This is a genomic window from Methylocapsa palsarum, assembly GCF_900114285.1.
Lineage (GTDB): Bacteria > Pseudomonadota > Alphaproteobacteria > Rhizobiales > Beijerinckiaceae > Methylocapsa > Methylocapsa palsarum.
The window spans coordinates 200,439-219,649 of record NZ_FOSN01000007.1 but is presented as its reverse complement, the minus strand read 5'-3'; the positions used below and the strand labels follow the sequence as shown (position 1 = coordinate 219,649).

General features: G+C 64.0%; 12 protein-coding genes. 5 read left to right on the top strand and 7 right to left on the bottom strand.

Annotated features, from left to right (window positions below):
- Positions 1–37: 37 nt before the first annotated feature.
- Both BM177_RS10155 and BM177_RS10150 read right to left on the bottom strand, forming a co-directional pair.
- Entirely contained in the window at positions 38–379 is a 342-nt protein-coding gene (locus tag BM177_RS10155) for a hypothetical protein (RefSeq protein WP_091681765.1), read from the bottom strand.
- A 267-nt stretch (positions 380–646) separates the two neighbouring features.
- Complete coding sequence (locus tag BM177_RS10150; RefSeq protein WP_091681763.1) at positions 647–847, bottom strand: hypothetical protein; 201 nt, start codon at positions 845–847, stop codon at positions 647–649.
- A 155-nt stretch (positions 848–1,002) separates the two neighbouring features.
- On the opposite strand from BM177_RS10150, the gene BM177_RS10145 reads away from it, so the two are divergent.
- The 4 genes from BM177_RS10145 (at position 1,003) to BM177_RS10130 (ending at position 10,450) form a co-directional block, all read left to right on the top strand.
- Positions 1,003–2,166 carry a DUF3095 family protein gene (locus BM177_RS10145; protein ID WP_175492562.1) on the top strand — a complete coding sequence of 388 codons (1,164 nt, stop codon included), beginning with the start codon at positions 1,003–1,005 and terminating at the stop codon, positions 2,164–2,166.
- A gap of 269 nt (positions 2,167–2,435) precedes the next feature.
- On the top strand, positions 2,436–3,722 hold the full coding sequence (locus BM177_RS10140) for an alkaline phosphatase family protein (protein WP_175492561.1): 1,287 nt from the start codon (positions 2,436–2,438) through the stop codon (positions 3,720–3,722).
- A gap of 411 nt (positions 3,723–4,133) precedes the next feature.
- The gene (locus BM177_RS10135) at positions 4,134–6,143 is read left to right on the top strand and encodes an autotransporter assembly complex protein TamA (protein WP_175492560.1); all 2,010 of its coding nucleotides are present in this window, start codon (positions 4,134–4,136) and stop codon (positions 6,141–6,143) included.
- Positions 6,143–10,450: a translocation/assembly module TamB domain-containing protein gene (locus BM177_RS10130; RefSeq protein WP_091681754.1), complete on the top strand. Its 4,308-nt coding sequence runs from the start codon at positions 6,143–6,145 to the stop codon at positions 10,448–10,450. Before BM177_RS10135 ends, BM177_RS10130 begins: the two co-directional genes overlap by 1 nt.
- Before the next feature lie 36 nt (positions 10,451–10,486).
- Here the strand turns inward: BM177_RS10130 and BM177_RS10125 are convergent, their stop codons facing one another.
- Positions 10,487–13,402 carry an HAD-IC family P-type ATPase gene (locus BM177_RS10125; RefSeq protein WP_091681752.1) on the bottom strand — a complete coding sequence of 972 codons (2,916 nt, stop codon included), beginning with the start codon at positions 13,400–13,402 and terminating at the stop codon, positions 10,487–10,489.
- A 159-nt stretch (positions 13,403–13,561) separates the two neighbouring features.
- Here BM177_RS10125 and BM177_RS10120 point away from each other — a divergent pair, with 159 nt between their 5' ends.
- On the top strand, positions 13,562–14,557 hold the full coding sequence (locus BM177_RS10120) for a YheT family hydrolase (RefSeq protein WP_091681749.1): 996 nt from the start codon (positions 13,562–13,564) through the stop codon (positions 14,555–14,557).
- Between the two features lie 314 nt (positions 14,558–14,871).
- On the opposite strand, the gene BM177_RS10115 is transcribed toward BM177_RS10120, so the two are convergent.
- The 4 genes from BM177_RS10115 to BM177_RS10100 all read right to left on the bottom strand — a co-directional run bounded on the left by BM177_RS10115 (position 14,872) and on the right by BM177_RS10100 (position 19,205).
- Positions 14,872–15,249 carry a hypothetical protein gene (locus BM177_RS10115; protein ID WP_091681746.1) on the bottom strand — a complete coding sequence of 126 codons (378 nt, stop codon included), beginning with the start codon at positions 15,247–15,249 and terminating at the stop codon, positions 14,872–14,874.
- Between the two features lie 310 nt (positions 15,250–15,559).
- Positions 15,560–16,816: an MFS transporter gene (locus tag BM177_RS10110; protein ID WP_091681744.1), complete on the bottom strand. Its 1,257-nt coding sequence runs from the start codon at positions 16,814–16,816 to the stop codon at positions 15,560–15,562.
- Positions 16,813–16,962, bottom strand: coding sequence for a cbb3-type cytochrome oxidase assembly protein CcoS (gene ccoS, locus BM177_RS10105; protein ID WP_091681742.1), 150 nt, complete (start codon positions 16,960–16,962; stop codon positions 16,813–16,815). Before ccoS ends, BM177_RS10110 begins: the two co-directional genes overlap by 4 nt.
- Positions 16,959–19,205 carry a heavy metal translocating P-type ATPase gene (locus BM177_RS10100; RefSeq protein ID WP_091681740.1) on the bottom strand — a complete coding sequence of 749 codons (2,247 nt, stop codon included), beginning with the start codon at positions 19,203–19,205 and terminating at the stop codon, positions 16,959–16,961. Before BM177_RS10100 ends, ccoS begins: the two co-directional genes overlap by 4 nt.
- Positions 19,206–19,211 lie beyond the last annotated feature (6 nt).

Sequence of the window (19,211 nt, the reverse complement as noted above, 5' to 3'; positions counted from 1 at the left end):
AATAATCTGCTCTTCCGAAAAGCGGCTCTTCTTCATCTCAATCTCCCCGTCTTGAACTCCAGTTCAAAACTAGGGCGTTCGAGGGGGCAAGGTCAGCGCCTTCAAGCCTGTAATCGCCCGGCATTGCAAACAATAATTCTATCAAGTCGTTGTCGGCATATCGTTCGGCGTCGTCGCAATTTAACGATAAAAGATAGGACGTGATGACATGCTCCATTTCCCCAATCCCGTGCAGCTTACGACAAGCCCCGCTCTCCAATGGCGACGACGTGATATCTCTGGTCACGAGAGAAAATTCGAACATTAATCTTATCAGCACCAGTGTCTTGTTTTTGACGTTAAATTCGGCAAACCATTTTGCTGACGACGAAGCGTCCATATCATCATTTCTCTGTTGGCAATTTTCGGACGCGGCCTATACCGCCGCCGGGAGGGTCGGCGTCAGGGCTAAAGGTTTCCAGCTGCCCTCCGAACGAGACACCTTTCGGGTAAAGGTCACGAGGCAACACGAAATGCTCGGTGTCGGCCCCTTCCGGCGTGGCGGTGAAGCCGGGAGACCACAGCGCGGCCCGGCCGGGGAAAACGCTGAGCGCGCAAACCCCGCGTGCGGGCCTTTTTTCATTGCGGCGGCGGGCGTTCGCTCCGCCTAAATCGCAGCCCTACCCAGATCCTCGCGCTCCTTCAGAAGCTCGGCCAGATGGCTTTCCATTTCGGCGATGCGGTCGGCATTTCTCTCCTCGTCCGCGGCGCCCGAATAGGCCGCGGCCTGTTCGGTGACTTCCCGGATGTTTTCCCGGACGGCGGCGATGCGCGCGTCGAGGTCGCTGAGGGCGGAGGCGTTTGACATTGTTCGTCCGATCCTTGTTCGTCCGATCTTGCTCGGTTTGCGTCCTATCTTGCTCGGTTTGAATGAGCCCCGTGCGCGGGAGCTTCATTGTAATTATTCTGTGGCCTGACGCCAGAGCCAGGCGCATCACGGCAGACAAGCAGAAGGGCATGCCCTTGGACGCCTCTCTTCATTCCGGCGACGCCTTCTTCAAGGATCTGCCGCCATTCACGACCCCTGACGGGACGTTCAGCGCCGCCGCCCACCGGCGCGCCCCGGACGACTGGCGCCTCGCGGTGACGGACGTGCGCAATTCGACGGACGCCATTTCGAACGGCCTCTATAAGACCGTCAATTTCGTCGCGGCGTCCTCGATCGCCGCGCTGAAGAACCTTTGCGCGCCCGCTCAATTGCCGTTCCTGTTCGGCGGCGACGGCGCCGTGGTCATGATCCCTCCCTCGCATGTGGAGAACGCACGCGTTGTGCTAGCGCGATTGCGCGGATTGATTGGACGGGAATTCTCGCTTGATCTTCGCGTAGGACTGCTCAGCGTTCGCGAGATCCGGCGCGCGGGCGCCGAGGCGCTTGTCGGCCGCTACGAGCCCTCGCCGGGCAATGCGTTCGGCGTCTTTCTCGGCGGCGGGGTCGAACTTCTTGAGGCCGCGGTCAAAAGCGGCGGCGAGAATGCGCTCCATGCCGCCGCCTCCATTCCGGACGCTCTCGATGATCGCGGCGATCTGGATCTATCGGGGCTGTCATGCCGCTGGGAGGAACTTCGCTCCCGGCGCGGAAGCATGATGTCGATCATCGCCGCCGGAGAAATCGGCGTCTTCGCCGAGGTCTATGCGGATGTCGTCAAAATCGCGGCGGCCATGGGAAACCCACGCCCCGTCCGCGATGAAACACTCGCCATCCGCTGGCCTCCAAAAGGCTATATCCTGGAGGCGCGGGCGCGGCGCAAAGGCGCTCCGCTCGCTCTCGCGGCCGCGCGCGTGCTCGCCGAAACCTTGGCGGCGTGGTTCTTCATTTCGCGAAACATCCCGATCGGATCGTTCGACCCCCTGGCCTACCGGGAATTGCTCATCAGAAATACGGACTTTTCGTTTTTCGACAACCGCCTGTGCTTCGTTCTCGATTGCCCGGCCGACAGCATAACGCTGATCCGCGCCGAACTATCCCGGCGCGCGGAGGCGGGCGAAATCCGGTTTGGCGCGCATGTGTCCGAGTCCGCCTTGATGACCTGCCTCGTGACTTCGGCGGCGACCGGGTCGCACGTTCATTTCGTCGACGGCGGTGACGGAGGTTATACAAGGGCCGCGGAAATTTTAAAGCGCGGATGAGATCATTGCTTGTCAAGACGCTTTCCGCCCACGCCGCTCTTGGTCGTAATTATACAAATAATAGCACTCATAAATCTACAGTGCGGCAATCTACAGTGTGCCGCAGGATCGCCGCGGACGTCTTAACTCGAGTCCCCGCTTACTTATCCGCAACCTGACACAATAGTTTCTTGTCCAATTCGTATGGGACGGCGAGGGCGGTTCGGGCTCGGGCGCTGCCCCGCCCCCGAACGTCGCCTGTAAGACGTCAAGTGGGAGCCGAGTCCAACATGAAAACCGCCGCGAAAGGCCTTACTCTGTTCATGTCCCTTTTGGGGGGAGCCGCATTGGCCGCCGAAGGGCCGGTCCCGGCGAACATACCGCGACTTGATCATGTGTTTTTGATCATCATGGAGAATCACGGTTACGATCAGATCGTCGGAAACCCCAACGCGCCGTTCATCAACACATATGCGAAGCGCGCCAATTCCGCGACCAATTATTTCGCGGTCGGCCATCCAAGCCTGACGAACTACCTGGAGATCGTCGGCGGTTCGAATTTCGGCAACTTGTCTGACAATTATCCGGATTGGCATAGCGTCGCCTGCCAACCCAACCTCAAAACGGGAGTCGTCCAGACCGATAATCCCGCGACCGGAGTGATTTGCCCAATCCACGGGTCCGGCGCGGACGCCGCCGTAACCCTGTTCGACGCCACGAATGAGGTAGAGCCTCCCGCCACGTCGGTGACCAACATCGATGGGATTCATTCCATTCCTGTGGCCAAGAATATTTCTGGAAAAACGATCGCCGATCAGTTGGTCGCGGCCGGCCGGACCTGGAAGTCCTATCAGGAAAATCTTCCGCTGTCGGGCGCGGACGGCGTCAACGTCAGCGACGGCGTCTATACCAACAAGACCGATTTCACCCAGATCAAACCGGCCCTAACTCCGCCGCTGACGTCAAGCAGTCTTGTGTATCTCTATGCCGTGAAGCACAATCCGTTCGCGTATTTCAAAAACATTCAGGACGGTGCGAATTCGAAGTTGAGTCTTGCTCAAATCGCGGACTTCGATGGGCCGCACGGGCTTTACGCGGACCTCGGCTCGGGCGAGGTTCCATCTTTTTCTCTTATCGCGCCGAATCAGTGCAACGATCAGCATGGCCGGGGCAACGCCGGCGCTTTCTGTAACTACGATCCCTCCGACAAGGGAACGCAGGACGGCTTGAATCCGGCACTGATCTACCGGGGCGACGTCGAGGTCGAGCGGCTGGTGAAGACGATCCACAAGTCGACGTCCTGGCGGGAGGGCAGGAACGCGATTGTCGTCGTGTGGGATGAGAACGATTACAGCGCCACGCCAAATGTCAACAAGGTCCTGCTCATCGTCGAGACGAATTATGGCGTCCGTCATCATACGAACACGGCGTTCAACACTCATTTTTCGCTCTTGAAGACGATCGAGGGCGGCTTCGGTCTTCCTTGTCTCAACCATGCCTGCGATCCCGGCGTCTTGGTCCTGAGCGACCTGTTCGCCGTCAGCCACGACTGGGATCATGACGGCGACAACGATTAGAAAAATCTGGACGCTCAAGTTCTCGGAGCATGGTTTTCTTCACATTTGAAGGAAATTTATGCTCCGCGCTTCGCCCTGTGGCGGGCGGAGATCAGGAACGCCGGCGCCGCCGAACGGCTCCGGTTCATTTCATGGGTCGAGGCGGCGCGAAGGCCGCCGGCTCCTGTTCCTTTTCAGCTCGATGAAAATCCGCCATGACGGAGCCGAACCGAGCGGCCTCCGCGCGCTCGGGATTCCTGGCGCAAATGGCGGGTCCTCCGATTAACCTCATTGGCGAAATCCAGCGCAAACTGGGGCGTTAACCCGCCGCCGACGCTTTCCGTCCATAATTGGCCTGCATGAACGGATAAGGCGGCGGCGGATCGTCGAAGTTTAGGCTTGTGTTTGCGTATGCTGGAATGGATGCGTCGGGTGAAGCGAAGGGCAGGAGCGCGCTCCCTGATCAGCCTTGTTCTGATCGGCGCCGCCGCAACAGGCGCGCTGCTCAAGGCCGAGTCCGCGTCGGCGTTTGATTTTTTTGGCCTGTTCGGCTCGGATTCGGTCCCCGCGCCGTCGCCCGAGACGTTGCCCTATCAGATGGACTTCGCCGTCGAGGGCGAGGACAGCGTCAAGGGCTCGCTGCGGGACAGCTCCAATCTTTACAAATTAAGGCAGGATCCGCCGCAGGACGGCGAGGCTCTGGCGCAACGGCTCAACGCCGATTTTGCGCCCATGCTTGATGCGCTGTGGAGCGCCGGTTATTACAATGCGCGAATCTTCGCCGCGGTTGGAGGAACCCGGTTTGAGCTTCCCGTGGGCGCAGATCAGTTCGCCAGCGCGGCGGACGTCTACCGGAACCGCGCCGCCGTTCCCATCACGATCACGGCGCAGACGGGGCCGTTGTTCCGCCTGCGGAACGTCGCCGTCGTAGATGCGTCGACCGGCGCGCCGTTCCCGCCGGAGATTTTGCCGCCGCGCATCCTGAAGCTCAAACCCGGCGATCCCGCCGCAGCGGCCGATCTGCGCGCCGCCAATGCGCGGCTGATCGACTTTTTTCGGGCGCAATCCCATCCCCTCGTCACCGCCCCGCTGCCCCATCCGACGGTCAACCACGTCCTGCTGACCATGGATGTGACATACGCCGTCGATCCTGGGCCGACGGCGGGTTTTGGCGCGGTCTCGATCAATGGCCCCGGCGGCTTTGACCCCGCGATCGTGAATTCGTTCGTTTACCTGCAACAGGGCCAGCCCTATACGCCGAAGGCGATTGCGGACACAAGGCGCGCGATCAGTTCGATCCCGGCGGTCGGCTCGGTGCGCATCCGCGAGGGCGAACGGCTGGACGCCAATGGAAACCTGCCGATCTTCATCGATGTCGGAGACCGCCCCAACAATCTCATCGGCTTCACCGCCGGCTATTCCACGGTCGACGGGCCAACCGGCAGCCTCTATTACGAAAACCGCAATCTGTTTGGCGCTGCGGAAAGTCTCCGTCTCCAAGGCGATGTGTTCTACGCGCCGCCCATCTACGGCATCACGGCCAATAGCTACAACAGTTTCCACGGCGTCCAGAATTTCGACAGCGCGGGACTTGGCGGGCGCGTCGCGCTGAGCTTCATGAAGCCCGCTCTTTATGGATCCCGCGCCGATTTCCTTCTTGACGGCATGGCCGAGGAGAACCGTTCCGGCGGCGGCAGCTTTGGCGGCTATGTGGATCAGCTCGCCGGGGGCACGGCCGCGTTGCGCTACCGCATCGACGAGACATTGTCGGCGCAGGCGGGCGTGAAATTCGAAAAGGGCGATGCGACCGACGCGCTCGGCCGGGTCAATTACACGCTCCTCGGCATCCCGCTTGGGCTGCGTTATGATGGAACCGACAAGCTCCTCGATCCGAGCCAGGGCTTTCGCGTCACGGCGCTGGCCACGCCCTACCCCTCATTTTTCGGCGAATCGGGCTTCACCAGGGCCAGTCTGACAGGTTCGGCCTATTACGCCATTGACGACGACGCCCAGTATATTATCGCCGCCCGCGCCGGCTTCGGCTCCATTTTCGGCAATTCGGGCGGCCTGCCCGGCATTCCGGCAAACTACCGCTTTTACGAGGGCGGCCTCGCGACGATTCGCGGCTTCCGCTATCAGACTGTCGGCCCGTCCACGCCGCTTGGCTACACGATCGGCGGTCTGAGCGCCTTCAACGCGACGCTCGAGGCGCGCATCAAGGTCACAGACACGATCGGCGTCGCGCCTTTCTTCGATGTCGGCGGCGCCTTCCGGGGATCGCTGCCGTTCGGAAGCTCCGGCGACACCCGGATGTCGGCGGGCGTCGGGCTGATCTATTATACGCCGATCGGACCGCTACGGGTTGACGTCGCGCGCCCGCTCGATCCGCGTCCGGACGATTATCCGGTCGTCTTCTATGTCAGCATTGGACAGCCGTTCTGATGGCGCGCATCTGGCCTTCTCCGCTCCGAACCGCAGTCCGGCGTATGATTTTCGTCGCGGCGGGCCTCCTCGCCCTCGCCGGGCTCGGGCTTTTCGCCGCCGCGAGCTATGCCGCCGAAGAGGAAAAGGGCGTTCTCGCGGATCTGATCTCGCGAGCGCTCTCGACCCCGGCGAGCCGGGTCTCAATCGGCGGAATCGACGGCGCCCTCTCGTCCGATGCGACCGTCCGCGATCTCAGGATCGCTGACAGCGACGGCGTCTGGCTGAGCGTCAACCGCATACGCATCGTCTGGCGGCGGCTCGCCCTGCTGCAGCGGCGGCTCGAGATCGATAAGCTCGACATCGATCAGATGAACGTCGCCCGCAGGCCGATTCCGGCGGAGGCGCCCGTCTCTGGCGAACAGCAGCCGCTCTTGCCCGAATTGCCCCTGCGCGTGGACATCAGGCAATTCTCGCTGGCGCGCGCCGATCTCGGGCAGCCCGTCCTTGGCGTTGCGGCGAGCTTCTCGATTGGCGGCATTGCGAAGCTTGGGCCTCCCTCGGAAGGGCTTCAGCTCATTCTTGACGCGCAGAGGCTCGACCGCCCGGCGGTGCTCAATGTGCAGCTCAATCTCGTGCCGGAGACGCAGCGCCTCGACCTCGCCGTCAAGCTCGACGAACCGGCGGGCGGCATTCTTTCGGAACTGGGTCGTATTCCGGGGGGACCGCCCGTCACTCTGAACATCAACGGCTCCGGCGCGCTCGACGCCTTCGCCGCGAAGCTCGTCTTCGACGCCGGTCCCAGCATCGGCGCAAACGGCGATGCGGTCCTCAAGCGCGAGGGCGAGGGGCGCAGGTTGGACCTCGACCTCGCCGCGCGGGTCTCGGGAATGCTGCCGGAGATCGCGGCGCCGGTGTTCGCCGGGACGACCAGGCTGACCGGCGATGTCTTCTTCGGCGACAACGGCGCGATCAACATCGGGGGGATAGATCTCAACGCGGCGGCGGCGACGCTGAATATCGCCGGCAAGATCTCGGCGGACCAGATCGCCGACATCAGGGTTTTGGCCAAAAACGCGCCCAACTCGGGGACCGGCACTTCGCTGAAGGACGCGGAGATCGGGCGGCTCGCTTTCGACGCCAAAGTCACCGGCCCTCTCGATTCTCCGGCGATCGACGCGACGCTCGAAGCCGACGATACCCGACTCCCGACCGCCTCGTTCCGCCGCCTCGAGGCGTCGTTGAAAGCGCAGCCGGACGGCTCGATCACGCGCTCGGCGACGCTGCTGCACATTGCCGCCGACGCCAGGGTCAAGGGTCTCGCGCTGTCGAACCGGGCGTTGGCGCAAGCAATCGGCGGCGACGTCGCTTTGACGGCCCAGGGCGTCTGCACGACGAAGGGCGCCGTCGATTTCAAAATCCTGGAGGTCAGATCGCAAACCGTGACAGCGCAATTCCAGGGCCGCGCGGGCGCCGCCGAATTGCAGGGGCGCCTCGAGGCCTTCGCGCCCGATCTCGCGCGTTTCGGAGGAATCTCGGGGCTCGCCCTCAAAGGCGAGGCGCGGCTGAAGGCCGATATCGAAGGCGTTCCGCGCGCGAACCGCTTTGCGGCGAAGATCGACGCCAGCGCCAATCGCTTCGCGACTGGAATTGCGCCAGTGGACGGCCTTTATGGCGGCAAGCTGACTTTGGCCGGGGGCGCACGGCTCGACGCCGACGGCGGCTTCGGGTTTTCCGACCTGCGCCTCATTGGCCCCAACGCCAGCGCCCGCATCGACGGCGCGGTGACCCCGGCTCTGGCTGATTTGACCGCGCTTTTGACCGTCCCGGATCTGGCGAAGGCCGACGCGCGCGTCTCCGGACGCGGCGAAGCCGCCGTGCATGTGACGGGCGCGCTCCAGCGGCCGAGCGCCAGCGCGGCGATCAAGGTGCGGGACGCAACGATGATCGGGCGGCCGGTCCCGCGCCTTGACCTGCAAATCGACGCCGCGAACCTTCGCGACGCGCCCGAGGCGCGTGTGACCCTTGACGCCGACATCGACCGCAAGCCTGCGCGGGGTTCGTTGCATGTCGCGCGGCCCTCCGCGGGCGGCGTGATCCTCGACGGAGTCGATATCGCGATCGGCTCGGTCACGGCGCAGGGCGGCGCGACGCTCGACCCGGCCCATTTCGCGGCGGGCCAGTTTACGATCCACGCCCGTGATCTTGACGATCTGTCCGCTCTGGCGTTGCAGAAGCTTTCGGGGGAGCTCGACGCCGACGTGACCTTCACCCATGCCGATGCGCGGCAGGACGCCTCGATCAAGGCCAACGCCAAGCGGATCGAGGGATTTGGATTTGGTCTCGACAGGCTCGCCGCGAACCTCGTCTTCACCGATATCTACCGCGCCCCCGCGGTGGCCGGCTCGCTCACAGCCGATCAGGCGCGCCTCGGCGGCGAGAGTTTTTCGAAAATCCGGTTCGACGCCAGGGACGGGGCTGAGCGTGGAGCGGGAGCCAGCGACATCTCGTTGACGGCGCTGGCCAGGGGCTTCAGCCTCGACGCGCGCGGAAAGCTTATCCCATCGGCCCCGGTCCGCATGGAAATCGCAAAATTCGAGGCGGCGCGCGGACGCGACAGGATCAGTCTCGCAGGGCCAGCGACGATCATCATCAGGGACGGCGGCGCGGATCTGCGCAATATCGCTTTCAAGCTCGGTGGCGGGCGGCTGACGCTCGATGGGCGCGCTGGCGATCTTCTGGACCTCAAGGCGATTGCGCGCGCCGTACCCCTCTCCGCGCTCGATGTGGTTTCGCCCGGCCTTGGGCTGTCGGGAACCCTTGACGGCGAGGCCACAATCAAAGGCGCCCCTTCTGATCCGTGGGGAACCTATCGCTTGAAAATCGCCGGCCTCGCCTCGCCGCAAACGCTAGGAGCCGGGCTTCCGCCAGCCGCCGTCGATGCGTCCGGCAAATTCGAGAGCGGACGGACAATTCTCGACGCGACGCTTGCGCCGGGCCAGATGGGCCGGCTGAGACTCTCCGGGAGCGCGCCTCTCGACGGTGCGGGTCCGCTGGATCTGACCTTCAAGGGCAATCTCGACGCCGGCCTTTTCAATCGATCATTGTCCGCTTCGGGGCGGCGCTTTTCAGGTTCGATCGTCGTGGACGCGGGGGTGCGCGGAACCGTGCGGCAGCCGCTGGCGTCAGGATCGATCGCTCTCGCCAACGGTTCGTTCCAGGATGCGATTCTCGGCATTCGCCTGGAGGCCATTCGCGCCCGGCTCATCGCGCAAGGAGACCGGATCAATATCGAAAGCGCCTCGGCCGCGACGCGCAACGGCGGGTCGATCACGGCCCTTGGATCGTTCCGGTTCGATCCGGCAGGCGGATTTCCGGGAGATATCCGTATCCGCAGCGAGAACGCCGAGATTGTCCAGAGCGCGCTCGCGACGGCGGTCCTTGGGCTCGACCTCGATGTTTCGGGGCCGCTCGCGAAAAGTCCGCGCATCGGCGGCGCGGTCAATGTCAAGACGCTGGACATTTCGATCCCGGAACGTCTGGCGGCCCAGTTGCAGCCGCTTCCCGGGGCGCGCCATATCGATCCTCCGCCGGCCGCCGCAGCCCGGCTTGCGATCGCCGCGCAAAACAGGCGCGGCCGGGACGCGCGCGCCTTCAACGCGACGCTCGATCTCGCCATAAACGTGCCGGGGCGGATCCGCGTGCGTGGACGCGGTCTCGACGCGCAACTCGGCGGCCACCTGCGGCTGACCGGGACGCTGGCGGATCCAAAGCCGGTCGGTTCATTCAATCTGGTGAGCGGACATCTCAGGGTTCTGACCGCGGACCTCGATTTCACGCGGGCGAACCTCGTCTTCGCCGGCGACCTCTCGCCCCATCTCGACTTTCTGGCGACGACGCAGGCGGGCGGCGCTTCCGTCAGCATCGCGATCATGGGCGATCCGGCTGATCCGCAATTCACTTTCACTTCCAGTCCCGATCTGCCGCAGGACGAAATCCTCTCGCGGCTGCTGTTCGGGGCGCCGTCGGGTCAGCTCTCGCCGACGCAGGCGCTGTCGCTGGCGCAGGCGATGGCGATCTATTCGGGCGGCAACGGCGCTTTCGAGGGGCTGCGCCGTTCGCTGGGCCTTGGCGTGGGGAACGCCTCGAACAACCCCCTGAGCAACTTTCTCGGCGACCGGGTCAGCCTTGGCGTCCATACCGGCGCCACCCCGACGCAGACGGGCGTCGGAATGAGCGTGACGATCTTCAAGCAGCTGAAGGCGAAAGGAGCCATCGACGCGACGGGGGGCGCCTCGGTCGGCGCCGGCGCCGAGTATGAATGGTGAGGATCGCGCCTTGAAGCGCGAACCTCCTCCTTCGCGTCAGGATAAGGAATAGGCGATCGCCGTGAGGCCCAGAATCAACACAAGCGGAACGGCCCATTCGAAAGAATTCCGCTCGGCGGCTTTCGAAGCGAGGGGCGCGGCCTCCCGCCGCTCCGGCCTCTTCGCCTGAGCCGGCGGTGAAGCGGAGAGCGGGAAAGCGCCTGCGCCTTGCGCCTGCGCCTCCACTGCTGCATCTGGCGATGGCGTCCGCAGACGTATGACGAGTTTCTCGAATTCCACGACGAGGAAGAACAAGAAGCCGCCGGCAAAAAGCCTCGGCCAGACGGCCAGCGGGATCGCTTCGTTGCCAAACAGATATTGCAAGGGAGGCGCGTAAGTGAACAGAAGCTGCAAGACAACGACGGCGCCGATGCCCATCGGCAGGTATTTGTTGCCGGAAAGCGCCTTGATCGAAAGCGACGACTCGCGCAGAAAGCGCGAATTCAGAAGATAAAACACCTGGCCTATCGTTAGGGTGTTGACGGCGACCGTCCGGGCGAGCGCGTCCGAAGCGCCGTCGGACTTCATCCAGAAGAATGCGGCGAGGGTGAGCGCGAGCAGGGCGGAGCCGACGAAAATGACCCGCCAGAGTCCGAAGCCGTTCAGGATCGGGCGTCCGGGCGCGGCGGGCGGGCGGCGCATCACGCCTCGTTCATGCGGCTCGAACGAAATCACAAGTCCAAGCGCGACGGACGTCACCATGTTGACCCAGAGCACCTGGGGGGCCGTGATCGGCAGGGTGAACCCGAGGAAAATAGCGACCATGATGACCGCCGCCTGAGCGACGTTCGTTGGCAACATGAAAAGAATCGCCTTCTCGATGTTGTTGTAAACCGTGCGCCCTTCGCGCACAGCGGCGGTGATCGAGGCGAAATTGTCGTCGGCGAGCACCATCTCGGCCGCTTCCTTGGTCACTTCGGTGCCCTTGATTCCCATTGCGACGCCGATGTCGGCCTTCTTGAGCGCGGGCGCGTCGTTGACGCCGTCGCCCGTCATGGCCACGATCTGATTGTTTGCTTGCATCGCCTTGACGAGGCGGAGTTTGTGCTCGGGACTGGCCCGCGCGAAAACATCGACGTTGCGGACCGTCTTCTGAAGCGAGGCCGTATCCATCCGCTCGATCTCGGCGCCTGTGACCGCCGTCACTCCGTCGCCGATGCCGAGCATTTTGGCGATGGCGGCGGCGGTGATCTTGTGATCGCCGGTAATCATCGTCACGCGGATGCCGCCCGCGTGACATTCCTTCACCGCCTCGATCGCTTCCTTTCTTGGGGGATCGAGAAGGCCGATCAAACCAAGCAGAACCAGGGTTCGCGGCAGATCCGCGGCGGACAGGCTCCCGGCGGCGATTCCGGGATTTTCGAGCCAGGCGAGCGCCAGCACGCGTTCCCCCTGCGCCGCGAGTTGGTCCGAGGCTTTCATGAAATGATCACGGTCGATCGGTTGCGGCTCGCCGCCCGCGGTCTGCTGACGGTCGCAATGGTCGAGGATCACCTCCGGCGCGCCCTTGACGAGGAGCATTTGCCCGCCTGCGTTCGCGCCATGGAGGGTCGCCATGAATTTGTGTTCGGATTCGAACGGAATGAGGTCAAGCCGGGGGAAGGCCTCCTGCTCCGCGCGCCGGTCAAGACCAAGCTTGGCGGCGAAGGGATAAAGCGCGCCTTCGGTGGGATCGCCCTCAACTTTCCAGACGCCCTCTTTCTGGCGCAGCTCCGCATCGTTGCACAGCAACGAGACGCGGCCCATCAGGTCGAGAACCGGGTCTTTCCCTGCGGGCTCGCCGTCTCGGAGCACCTTTCCTTCCGGGGCGTAACCATCTCCCGTGGCTGTATAGGCGGCTTCGGCGGTGACGGCCGACACCACCATCATTTCCATGAGCGTCAGCGTGCCGGTCTTGTCGGAGCAGATCCGCGACACGGATCCGAGCGTCTCGACCGCCGGAAGCCGGCGCACGATGGCGTTGCGCTGCGCCATGCGCTGCACCCCGATCGCCAGCGTGATGGTGATGATGGCGGGAAGGCCTTCGGGGATGACCGAAACCGCGATGCCGACGACCGCCTGGAAAATCTCGACGAACGGCAGTCCCTCGACCCAGCGGCCGTAGGCGAACACGATGGCGCCAACCACAAAAATCACGGCCGTGATGACGTAGCCGAACTTCTTGATCTGGCGCAGAAGCGGCGTTTCAAGCGCATTGACCGAGGCCAGCATCTGGTTGATGCGTCCAAGCTCCGTTTCGCTGCCCGTCGCGACGACGACGCCGGTCCCGCGCCCCGACACGACGAGCGTGCCGGAATAGGCCATGCCGTGGCGGTCCCCGACGGTCGCGTCCGCGGAGGCGGGTTCGATGGATTTGTCCGTCGGCACGGACTCGCCGGTGAGCGCGGCCTCCTCCATTCGCAAATTCTTGACGTCGATCAGCCGGAGATCGGCGGGAACCTTGTCTCCGGATTCGAGCAGCACGATATCGCCGGGCACGAGCTGTTCCGACGCGATCATGCGCGCCTCGCCGTCACGCAGGGTTCTGGCTTCGGCGGAAAGCATGTCGCGGATCGAATCCAGCGCCTTCTCCGCCTTCCCTTCCTGGATGAAGCCAAGCAGCGAATTGATAAAGACGACGGCGAGGATGATGGAAGCGTCGACCCAGAGGCCGAGCATCATTTTCACGAATCCGGCGCCAAGGAGGACGTAGACAAGGATATTGTTGAACTGCGCCAGGAATTTCATGAACGAGCTTTGCTTGCCCGCTTCCGGCAAACGGTTGGCTCCGTATTTATCGAGCCGCGCCGACACCTCGCCCTTATCAAGACCCGCCCGAAGGTTGGCGTTCAGCTGTTTCGCGACCTCCTCGAAGGACATCGCGTGCCAGCCCCGAGGATCCCTTTGCGGTTTTTCGCGCGCCGCCTCGTCCATCCATACCCTCTTTTAAATTTTTTCGCCGGATCGCCGTCGCGGCAAGGCAATTGTTCAGGCAGGGATATATATATGTTCTTCACGTGACCGCCAGCGTGGTTCCGCGTTTTGCTCCGGCGCCAGGAAGCTTGGCCCGCGTCCGGGGGAAAGCATCTGCATATGCAAGATGATGATGAGGAGGCCGGTTCGAATTTTCCGCCGTTCCGGCAGCGCGCGCCCTGGTTCGGCGGCGATCTGCAGACGTTGCGCAATATTATTTGCGGCGGCCCGCCGGATCTGTCGGGCGGCGAGCGGCGGCTGCTCCAGGTCTCCGCCGGCGATCGGCTGGCGGCCCGGCTCGATCGTCCGGCCGGGGTGGCCGCCGCCCGTCCCCTCGTCGTACTGGCGCACGGCCTCGCCGGTTCGGAGACGAGCAATTATGTGGTTCAGTCGGCGCGCCATCTTGTGGCCGAGGGCTGGCCGGTCCTGCGCCTCAATCTGCGCGGCGCGGGTCCGTCGCGCGCCACCTCCGCAGGCCATTACCACGCCGGTCGAACAGCGGACTTGTCGCAGGCTCTCCGCGGCCTCCCCGACGATCTGACACGGCGAGGTATCGTCCTCCTCGGCCATTCGCTCGGCGGCAATCTCGTGCTGAAATTCATGGGCGAAGGCGGTCATGGACTGCCGGTCCTCGCCGCGATCTCCGTTTCCGCCCCGATCGACCTCGCCGCGACCGCTGCGCGGATGATGGCCCCGCGAAACGTGTTCTACCAGCGCTATGTGCTCGCCGCCATGAAACGCGACGCCCTGGCTCCGGGCGCGGTGCTGAGCGCCGATGAGCGAATCGCCATCGTCTCCGCCCGCAGCGTCTTCGAGTTCGACGATTGCTTCATCGCGCCGCGGTTTGGCTTCAAAGACGCGCTCGATTATTACGAGAGCAATTCCGCCCGGCGTTTCCTCGCGGCGATCGAGCGTCCGGTCTTGATTCTGCACGCGCTCGACGATCCCTGGATTCCGGCCGGCTGCTACACGGCGGTCGACTGGCCGCGCCTGCCGATGATCGAGGCTTTGCTCAGTCCGCACGGCGGCCATTTGGGCTTTCACAGCCGGGGCGGCCGCGTGCCGTGGCATGACCGGGTGGCGGCGTCGTGGCTGGAGCGGCGCCTAACGTTTTAACGGCTTGCCTGCGGCTGGGCGGCGCGCACTTACAATTGATTTCCTTCGAGGAGGGAATCCTTGGCTCATTGTTATATTTTCTTGATCCGGCGGGCGCCCCGCACGACCGGAGGGCGAACTGCGCCCTCCGGCGTCCGCGCAAAAAGGCGCGGCGGCGACCAGGTTATCGTGATGCGATGAGCAAAGCGCCTCGCGATCCCTGGAGCATATTCCGATTGGAGTGAATTAAGCCAATCGACAAGAATATGCTCAAGCTTTTGAATCCGGAGCGATTTCTGATCGACCGAATGATCACATTCGGTCGGAAAGCGCTCTTAGTACGCGGCGAGGTCCGACTCGTTGACGTTCATCTGCTTCGCCCCCGCCTGGCACTTGAAGTCGAGCCCCTTGCCCGCGGCGGTGTCGAGATGCGCGACCTTCCCGGGTTCGACGGCGACCGTCATCCGCATGGCCGTGGCGCTGTTGACTACGTTGTCACCCCTCGTTTCGGCGAGCGTCACGGTGAGTTGGCAGGCGTCGGCGTCGCTGAGGAAATAACTCACCGCGCGTTTGGTCCCGATGTCGAAACTGATCCCCTGCATCGGCGTCATGACCGCTGCGGAAAGGGGATCGGCGGCGCGGGTCATGGCCGCGGTCGCGGCCATCGATACGGCGGCGACGGCGATGACGGCGATGGTCCTGTGTCTGAGCATGTGTGGCCTCCTACTCCTATGAGGCCAGTCGAATTGGGTCCGGGGCGTGGCCCCCGACACATCCGATCTGGCGATGAGCAAGAGCTTACCCCGGATCTGTGGTCATTTTATTGCGTTGCAGTAAAATTATTGTGCGATGCACAATGAATAGGCGGGATCCGAATGAGGGGCAAAACCAAAATACTATTTTATTTCAGTAGATAAACAGATCTAGACCCTGGTCTGCGCGGCGTGAAGTCGCACCGGAGCGCTTCCCCCGGTCCGATCGGACTGAATGTGGGTTCCATCGCTTTGCGCCGCGTTTCACCGCCTAAAACACGATCCTGCCGGCGAATACCGCTCCGGCGACGGCGCTCGCGAAGAGGATAAAATCATGCGCCGGCAAAACCCACGGTCCCGGATGTCCGCCCCGGTGAATCCAGAGCGTGGCGCCGGTCGTCGCGAACGACCATCCTATGCCCAGCAGGACGAGCGAAGCCGAAAAGGACGCCGGTGTTGTTGAAAATCGAAAGAGCGCCGCAGCCAGCGCGACGACGATGGCGCCTGCGAATGCTGGCCACGCGGGGGCCAGTCCCGACGGCAGCCGGGCGAAAATCAGCGTAGGCGCATACATCGCCACGACATGCCAGGCGATGGCGCCGACCACAATCGTCGAAGCGAAACCGCAGCCCGCCATCGCGAGCGGCGCGGCCGCCATGAGGGCCGCCATCGCGAACCAGGCGAGGCCTCCGGCAATTGACGCGCAAGCGAATACCCGCCAATCCAATGGGCGGTTTGGCGCGACTTGATGTTCGAGAGCGCTTTCCGATCGCATGAAGTCATGCGATCGATCAGAAATCGCTCCAGAGTCAAAAGCTCGAGCATATTCTTGTCGATTGGATGGATTCAATCCGATCGGAATATGCTCCAGCGGACTCGTTCGAGGCGGCAATCGCATCGCCGCGATGAGCGCGCACAGTTGAGCGATTGTGGAAAGACCCGCCAGTCCCGCGAACAGATGAGGCGCCGCGATCTGTTCCGCGAGGGCGGCCAGCGTCGGGGCCAGCAAACCGGCTGCCGCCGCGCTTCCAAAAACCACGGCGATTGCGGCGGCCGGGCGGCCCGGCGCCAGCATGGCCGCGGCGTGCCGGTAAAAAAGACTGAACCCGTTGGCGATCCCGAGCCAGAACGCGCCGAGGACGAAGGTGAAAAATTGATGATGCGCCAGGGCCCAGAGAATCGTCAGCCCGCCGGCGGCGCCAAGGCTTGCGCCAAGCGCGAAGGCGGCGCGGCGTCCGAAGGCGTCGAGCAGCAGCGAGGCGGGAAAAGTCGCGGCCGCCGCGCCGACGAGAAAAGCCGCGTAAGGCATGGTCGCCAGAGACGGGTCGGACGACAGGAAAGCGCCGCCGAGCGGAAGCATCGTGTTGGCGAGGATCTGCGACAGGACGGCGAACGCAAATCCCGCCGCCATAGAGGCAAGGCCGCCGCGACCGCCGCCGCCATCCAGAATGTCCGCCCCCGTAGAAGGGCAGGAACAGGCGATCTGACCGGCTCGAAGCGTGCGCGTGGAAGGGGCTGGAAACGTCATTTTTCCAGGTCTTCGTTGGACAGGATGCGAGCGGCGGAGCCCTCCATGTCTTCGTACTGGCCGCTTTTCAGCGACCACAAAAAGGCGCAGAGCCCGGTCAGGCCGAGCGCCAGAGCGGCGGGAACCAGAAAGACAAGCACGTTCATGGCGTCTCCGCGCTTGGCTCAAGTACGGTTCCGGGCGCCTGCTTTCCGGGAGCAGCGCCTCGCGCCCGCGCGTCATACGCCCGCAATGCGTTCAGCGTCACAAGCACCGAGGATGCGGACATGCTCGCCGCCGCGATCAGCGGCGTGACGAAACCCGCGATGGCGAGCGGAACCGCGATGCAATTGTAGATCACGGCGAGCCAGAGATTCTGCCGCATCAGCGCGTGCGCGCGCCGCGCCGCCGCGAGGGCCGTGGCGACAGGCGCGAGCCTTTCCCCCAGAAAGACCAGATCCGCCTGGGCCTGCGCGAAATCCGCGGCGGTGACCGGCGAGATCGATACGTCGGCGGCGGCGAGAGCCGGCGCGTCGTTGAGCCCGTCCCCGATCATGAGGATCTTCCTGCCTCCGGCTTTGAGGGCTTCGATATAGGCGATCTTGTCCGCCGGTTTGCAGCTTGCGCGCCACGCACCGATTCCGAGCGCGTTGGCGACGCCCGCGACCGCCGCGCGACGGTCGCCCGAAAGAATGTGAAGTTCATAGCCCGCTTCGGCGAGCCCGCGCGTCGTCTCGGCGGCGTCCGATCGCAAGCCCTGCCGCACGATCAGAGCGGCGTTCCGGGCGCCGTGCCGGAAACAGATGACGGAGGCGTCCGGCGCGTCGAAGCCGGCGTCGCGCGCGAGCGCTTCCGCCGCGCAAAACGCGGGACTGCCGAGCCGGGCCTCGATTCCGTCAACGATCGCGCTGAGGCCCTGTCCGGGCTCTTCCTCAACGCCGGAATAGGGAGCCTGGCCAAGGGTTTCTCCGGCGACGGCCATAGCGAGAGGATGGCTGCTGGAAAGGGCGAGGCGAGAGGCCATCGAAAGGAGATCGGCCGGTATCGCGGCCGCATTCGCGACTCGATGCTGGGGCAAGGTCAGCGTGCCCGTCTTGTCGAAGACAAGAGTATCGGCGCCGGCGAGCCGCTCGATCGCGTCGCCCGAATTGAGGAAGACGCCCGCCTTGAAAAGGGCGCCCGATGCGACGACCTGCACGGCGGGAACGGCGAGCGCCAGCGCGCACGGGCAGGTGATGATGAGAACGGCGATGGCGGTGACGACCGCATCGTGAACGCTGGCGCCAGCGGCCAGCCAGCCGATCGCCGTCAGCGCCGCCGTGACATGAACGACCGGCGCATAGAGGCGGGCCGCGCGATCGGCGAGCCGCACATATTTCGATTTCGCCTCGCTGGCGGCGGCGACGAGCCGCTCGGCTTCGTCGATCAGCATGCCCCCGCCCGCGGCGCCCGCGCGGATCGTCAGGGCGCCGCCGTAATTCAGGCTTCCGGCGTAGACCGTCGTTCCGGGAAGGACGGGCCGGGGCGCGGTCTCGCCGGTGATCAGACCCTCGTCCACATCGGACCGACCGCTCAGAACCTCGCCATCGGCGGGGAGTCTTTCGCCCGGCTGCACGAGGATGAGGTCGCCCGGACGCACCGCCTCCGCGTTGATCGTGACGATCGTCCCGTCATCGCTCAGCCGATGCGCCATTTCGCCCTTGAGCGCGGCGATATTGCCCGCCGCCATCCGCATCCTGCGGCGCATGGCGTGATCGAGATAGCGCCCGCACAGCAGGAAGAACAGCAGCATCAGGGCGGAATCAAAATAGGCGTGATCCGCATGATTGATCGTCTCGACGAGCGACATGCCCAGCGCCAGAATGACGCCGAGCGAAATCGGAACGTCCATGTTCATGGACCTCGCGCGAAGTCCCCGCAGCGCGCTGGCGAAGAACGGCTGTCCGGCATAGGCGGCCGCCGGAAGCGCGATCAGCGCCGACAGCCAATGGAAGAAATCGCGCGTCTCGGGAGTCATGTCGTCGCTCCTTCCGAGCCAGACCGGCACGGAAAGCAGCATGACGTTCATCGCCGCGAAACCCGCGACCGCGAGGCATTTCATCAGATGCCGGGTCTGGCGGCTCGCCTCGTCTTCGATATCCCGGGCGCGAAAAGGATGAGCGCGGTAACCCATCCTCGCCAGAACGGCGATGATCTCCGCGGGACCTGTTTCGCCCTCGCGCCATGTCACGGACAGCCGCCGGTTGCTGAAATTGAGGCGGGCGCGTTCCACTCCGGCCAGCCGCCTCAGCCCGCCTTCGATGTCATCGATACACGCGGCGCAGTCGATTCCTTCGATCGCAAGATCAATGCGCGCCGTCTGATCCTCGGCGGGCATGACGAAATGCGACAAATCGAACGTGTCAGCCATGAGAAC

Coding starts and splice junctions, on each gene's coding strand:
- BM177_RS10155 (WP_091681765.1), bottom strand. CDS start 379: ATGGACGCTTCGTCGTCAGCAAAATGGTTTGCCGAATTTAACGTCAAA.
- BM177_RS10150 (WP_091681763.1), bottom strand. CDS start 847: ATGTCAAACGCCTCCGCCCTCAGCGACCTCGACGCGCGCATCGCCGCC.
- BM177_RS10140 (WP_175492561.1), top strand. CDS start 2,436: ATGAAAACCGCCGCGAAAGGCCTTACTCTGTTCATGTCCCTTTTGGGG.
- BM177_RS10130 (WP_091681754.1), top strand. CDS start 6,143: ATGGCGCGCATCTGGCCTTCTCCGCTCCGAACCGCAGTCCGGCGTATG.
- BM177_RS10125 (WP_091681752.1), bottom strand. CDS start 13,402: ATGGACGAGGCGGCGCGCGAAAAACCGCAAAGGGATCCTCGGGGCTGG.
- BM177_RS10120 (WP_091681749.1), top strand. CDS start 13,562: ATGCAAGATGATGATGAGGAGGCCGGTTCGAATTTTCCGCCGTTCCGG.
- BM177_RS10115 (WP_091681746.1), bottom strand. CDS start 15,249: ATGCTCAGACACAGGACCATCGCCGTCATCGCCGTCGCCGCCGTATCG.
- BM177_RS10110 (WP_091681744.1), bottom strand. CDS start 16,816: ATGACGTTTCCAGCCCCTTCCACGCGCACGCTTCGAGCCGGTCAGATC.
- ccoS (WP_091681742.1), bottom strand. CDS start 16,962: ATGAACGTGCTTGTCTTTCTGGTTCCCGCCGCTCTGGCGCTCGGCCTG.
- BM177_RS10100 (WP_091681740.1), bottom strand. CDS start 19,205: ATGGCTGACACGTTCGATTTGTCGCATTTCGTCATGCCCGCCGAGGAT.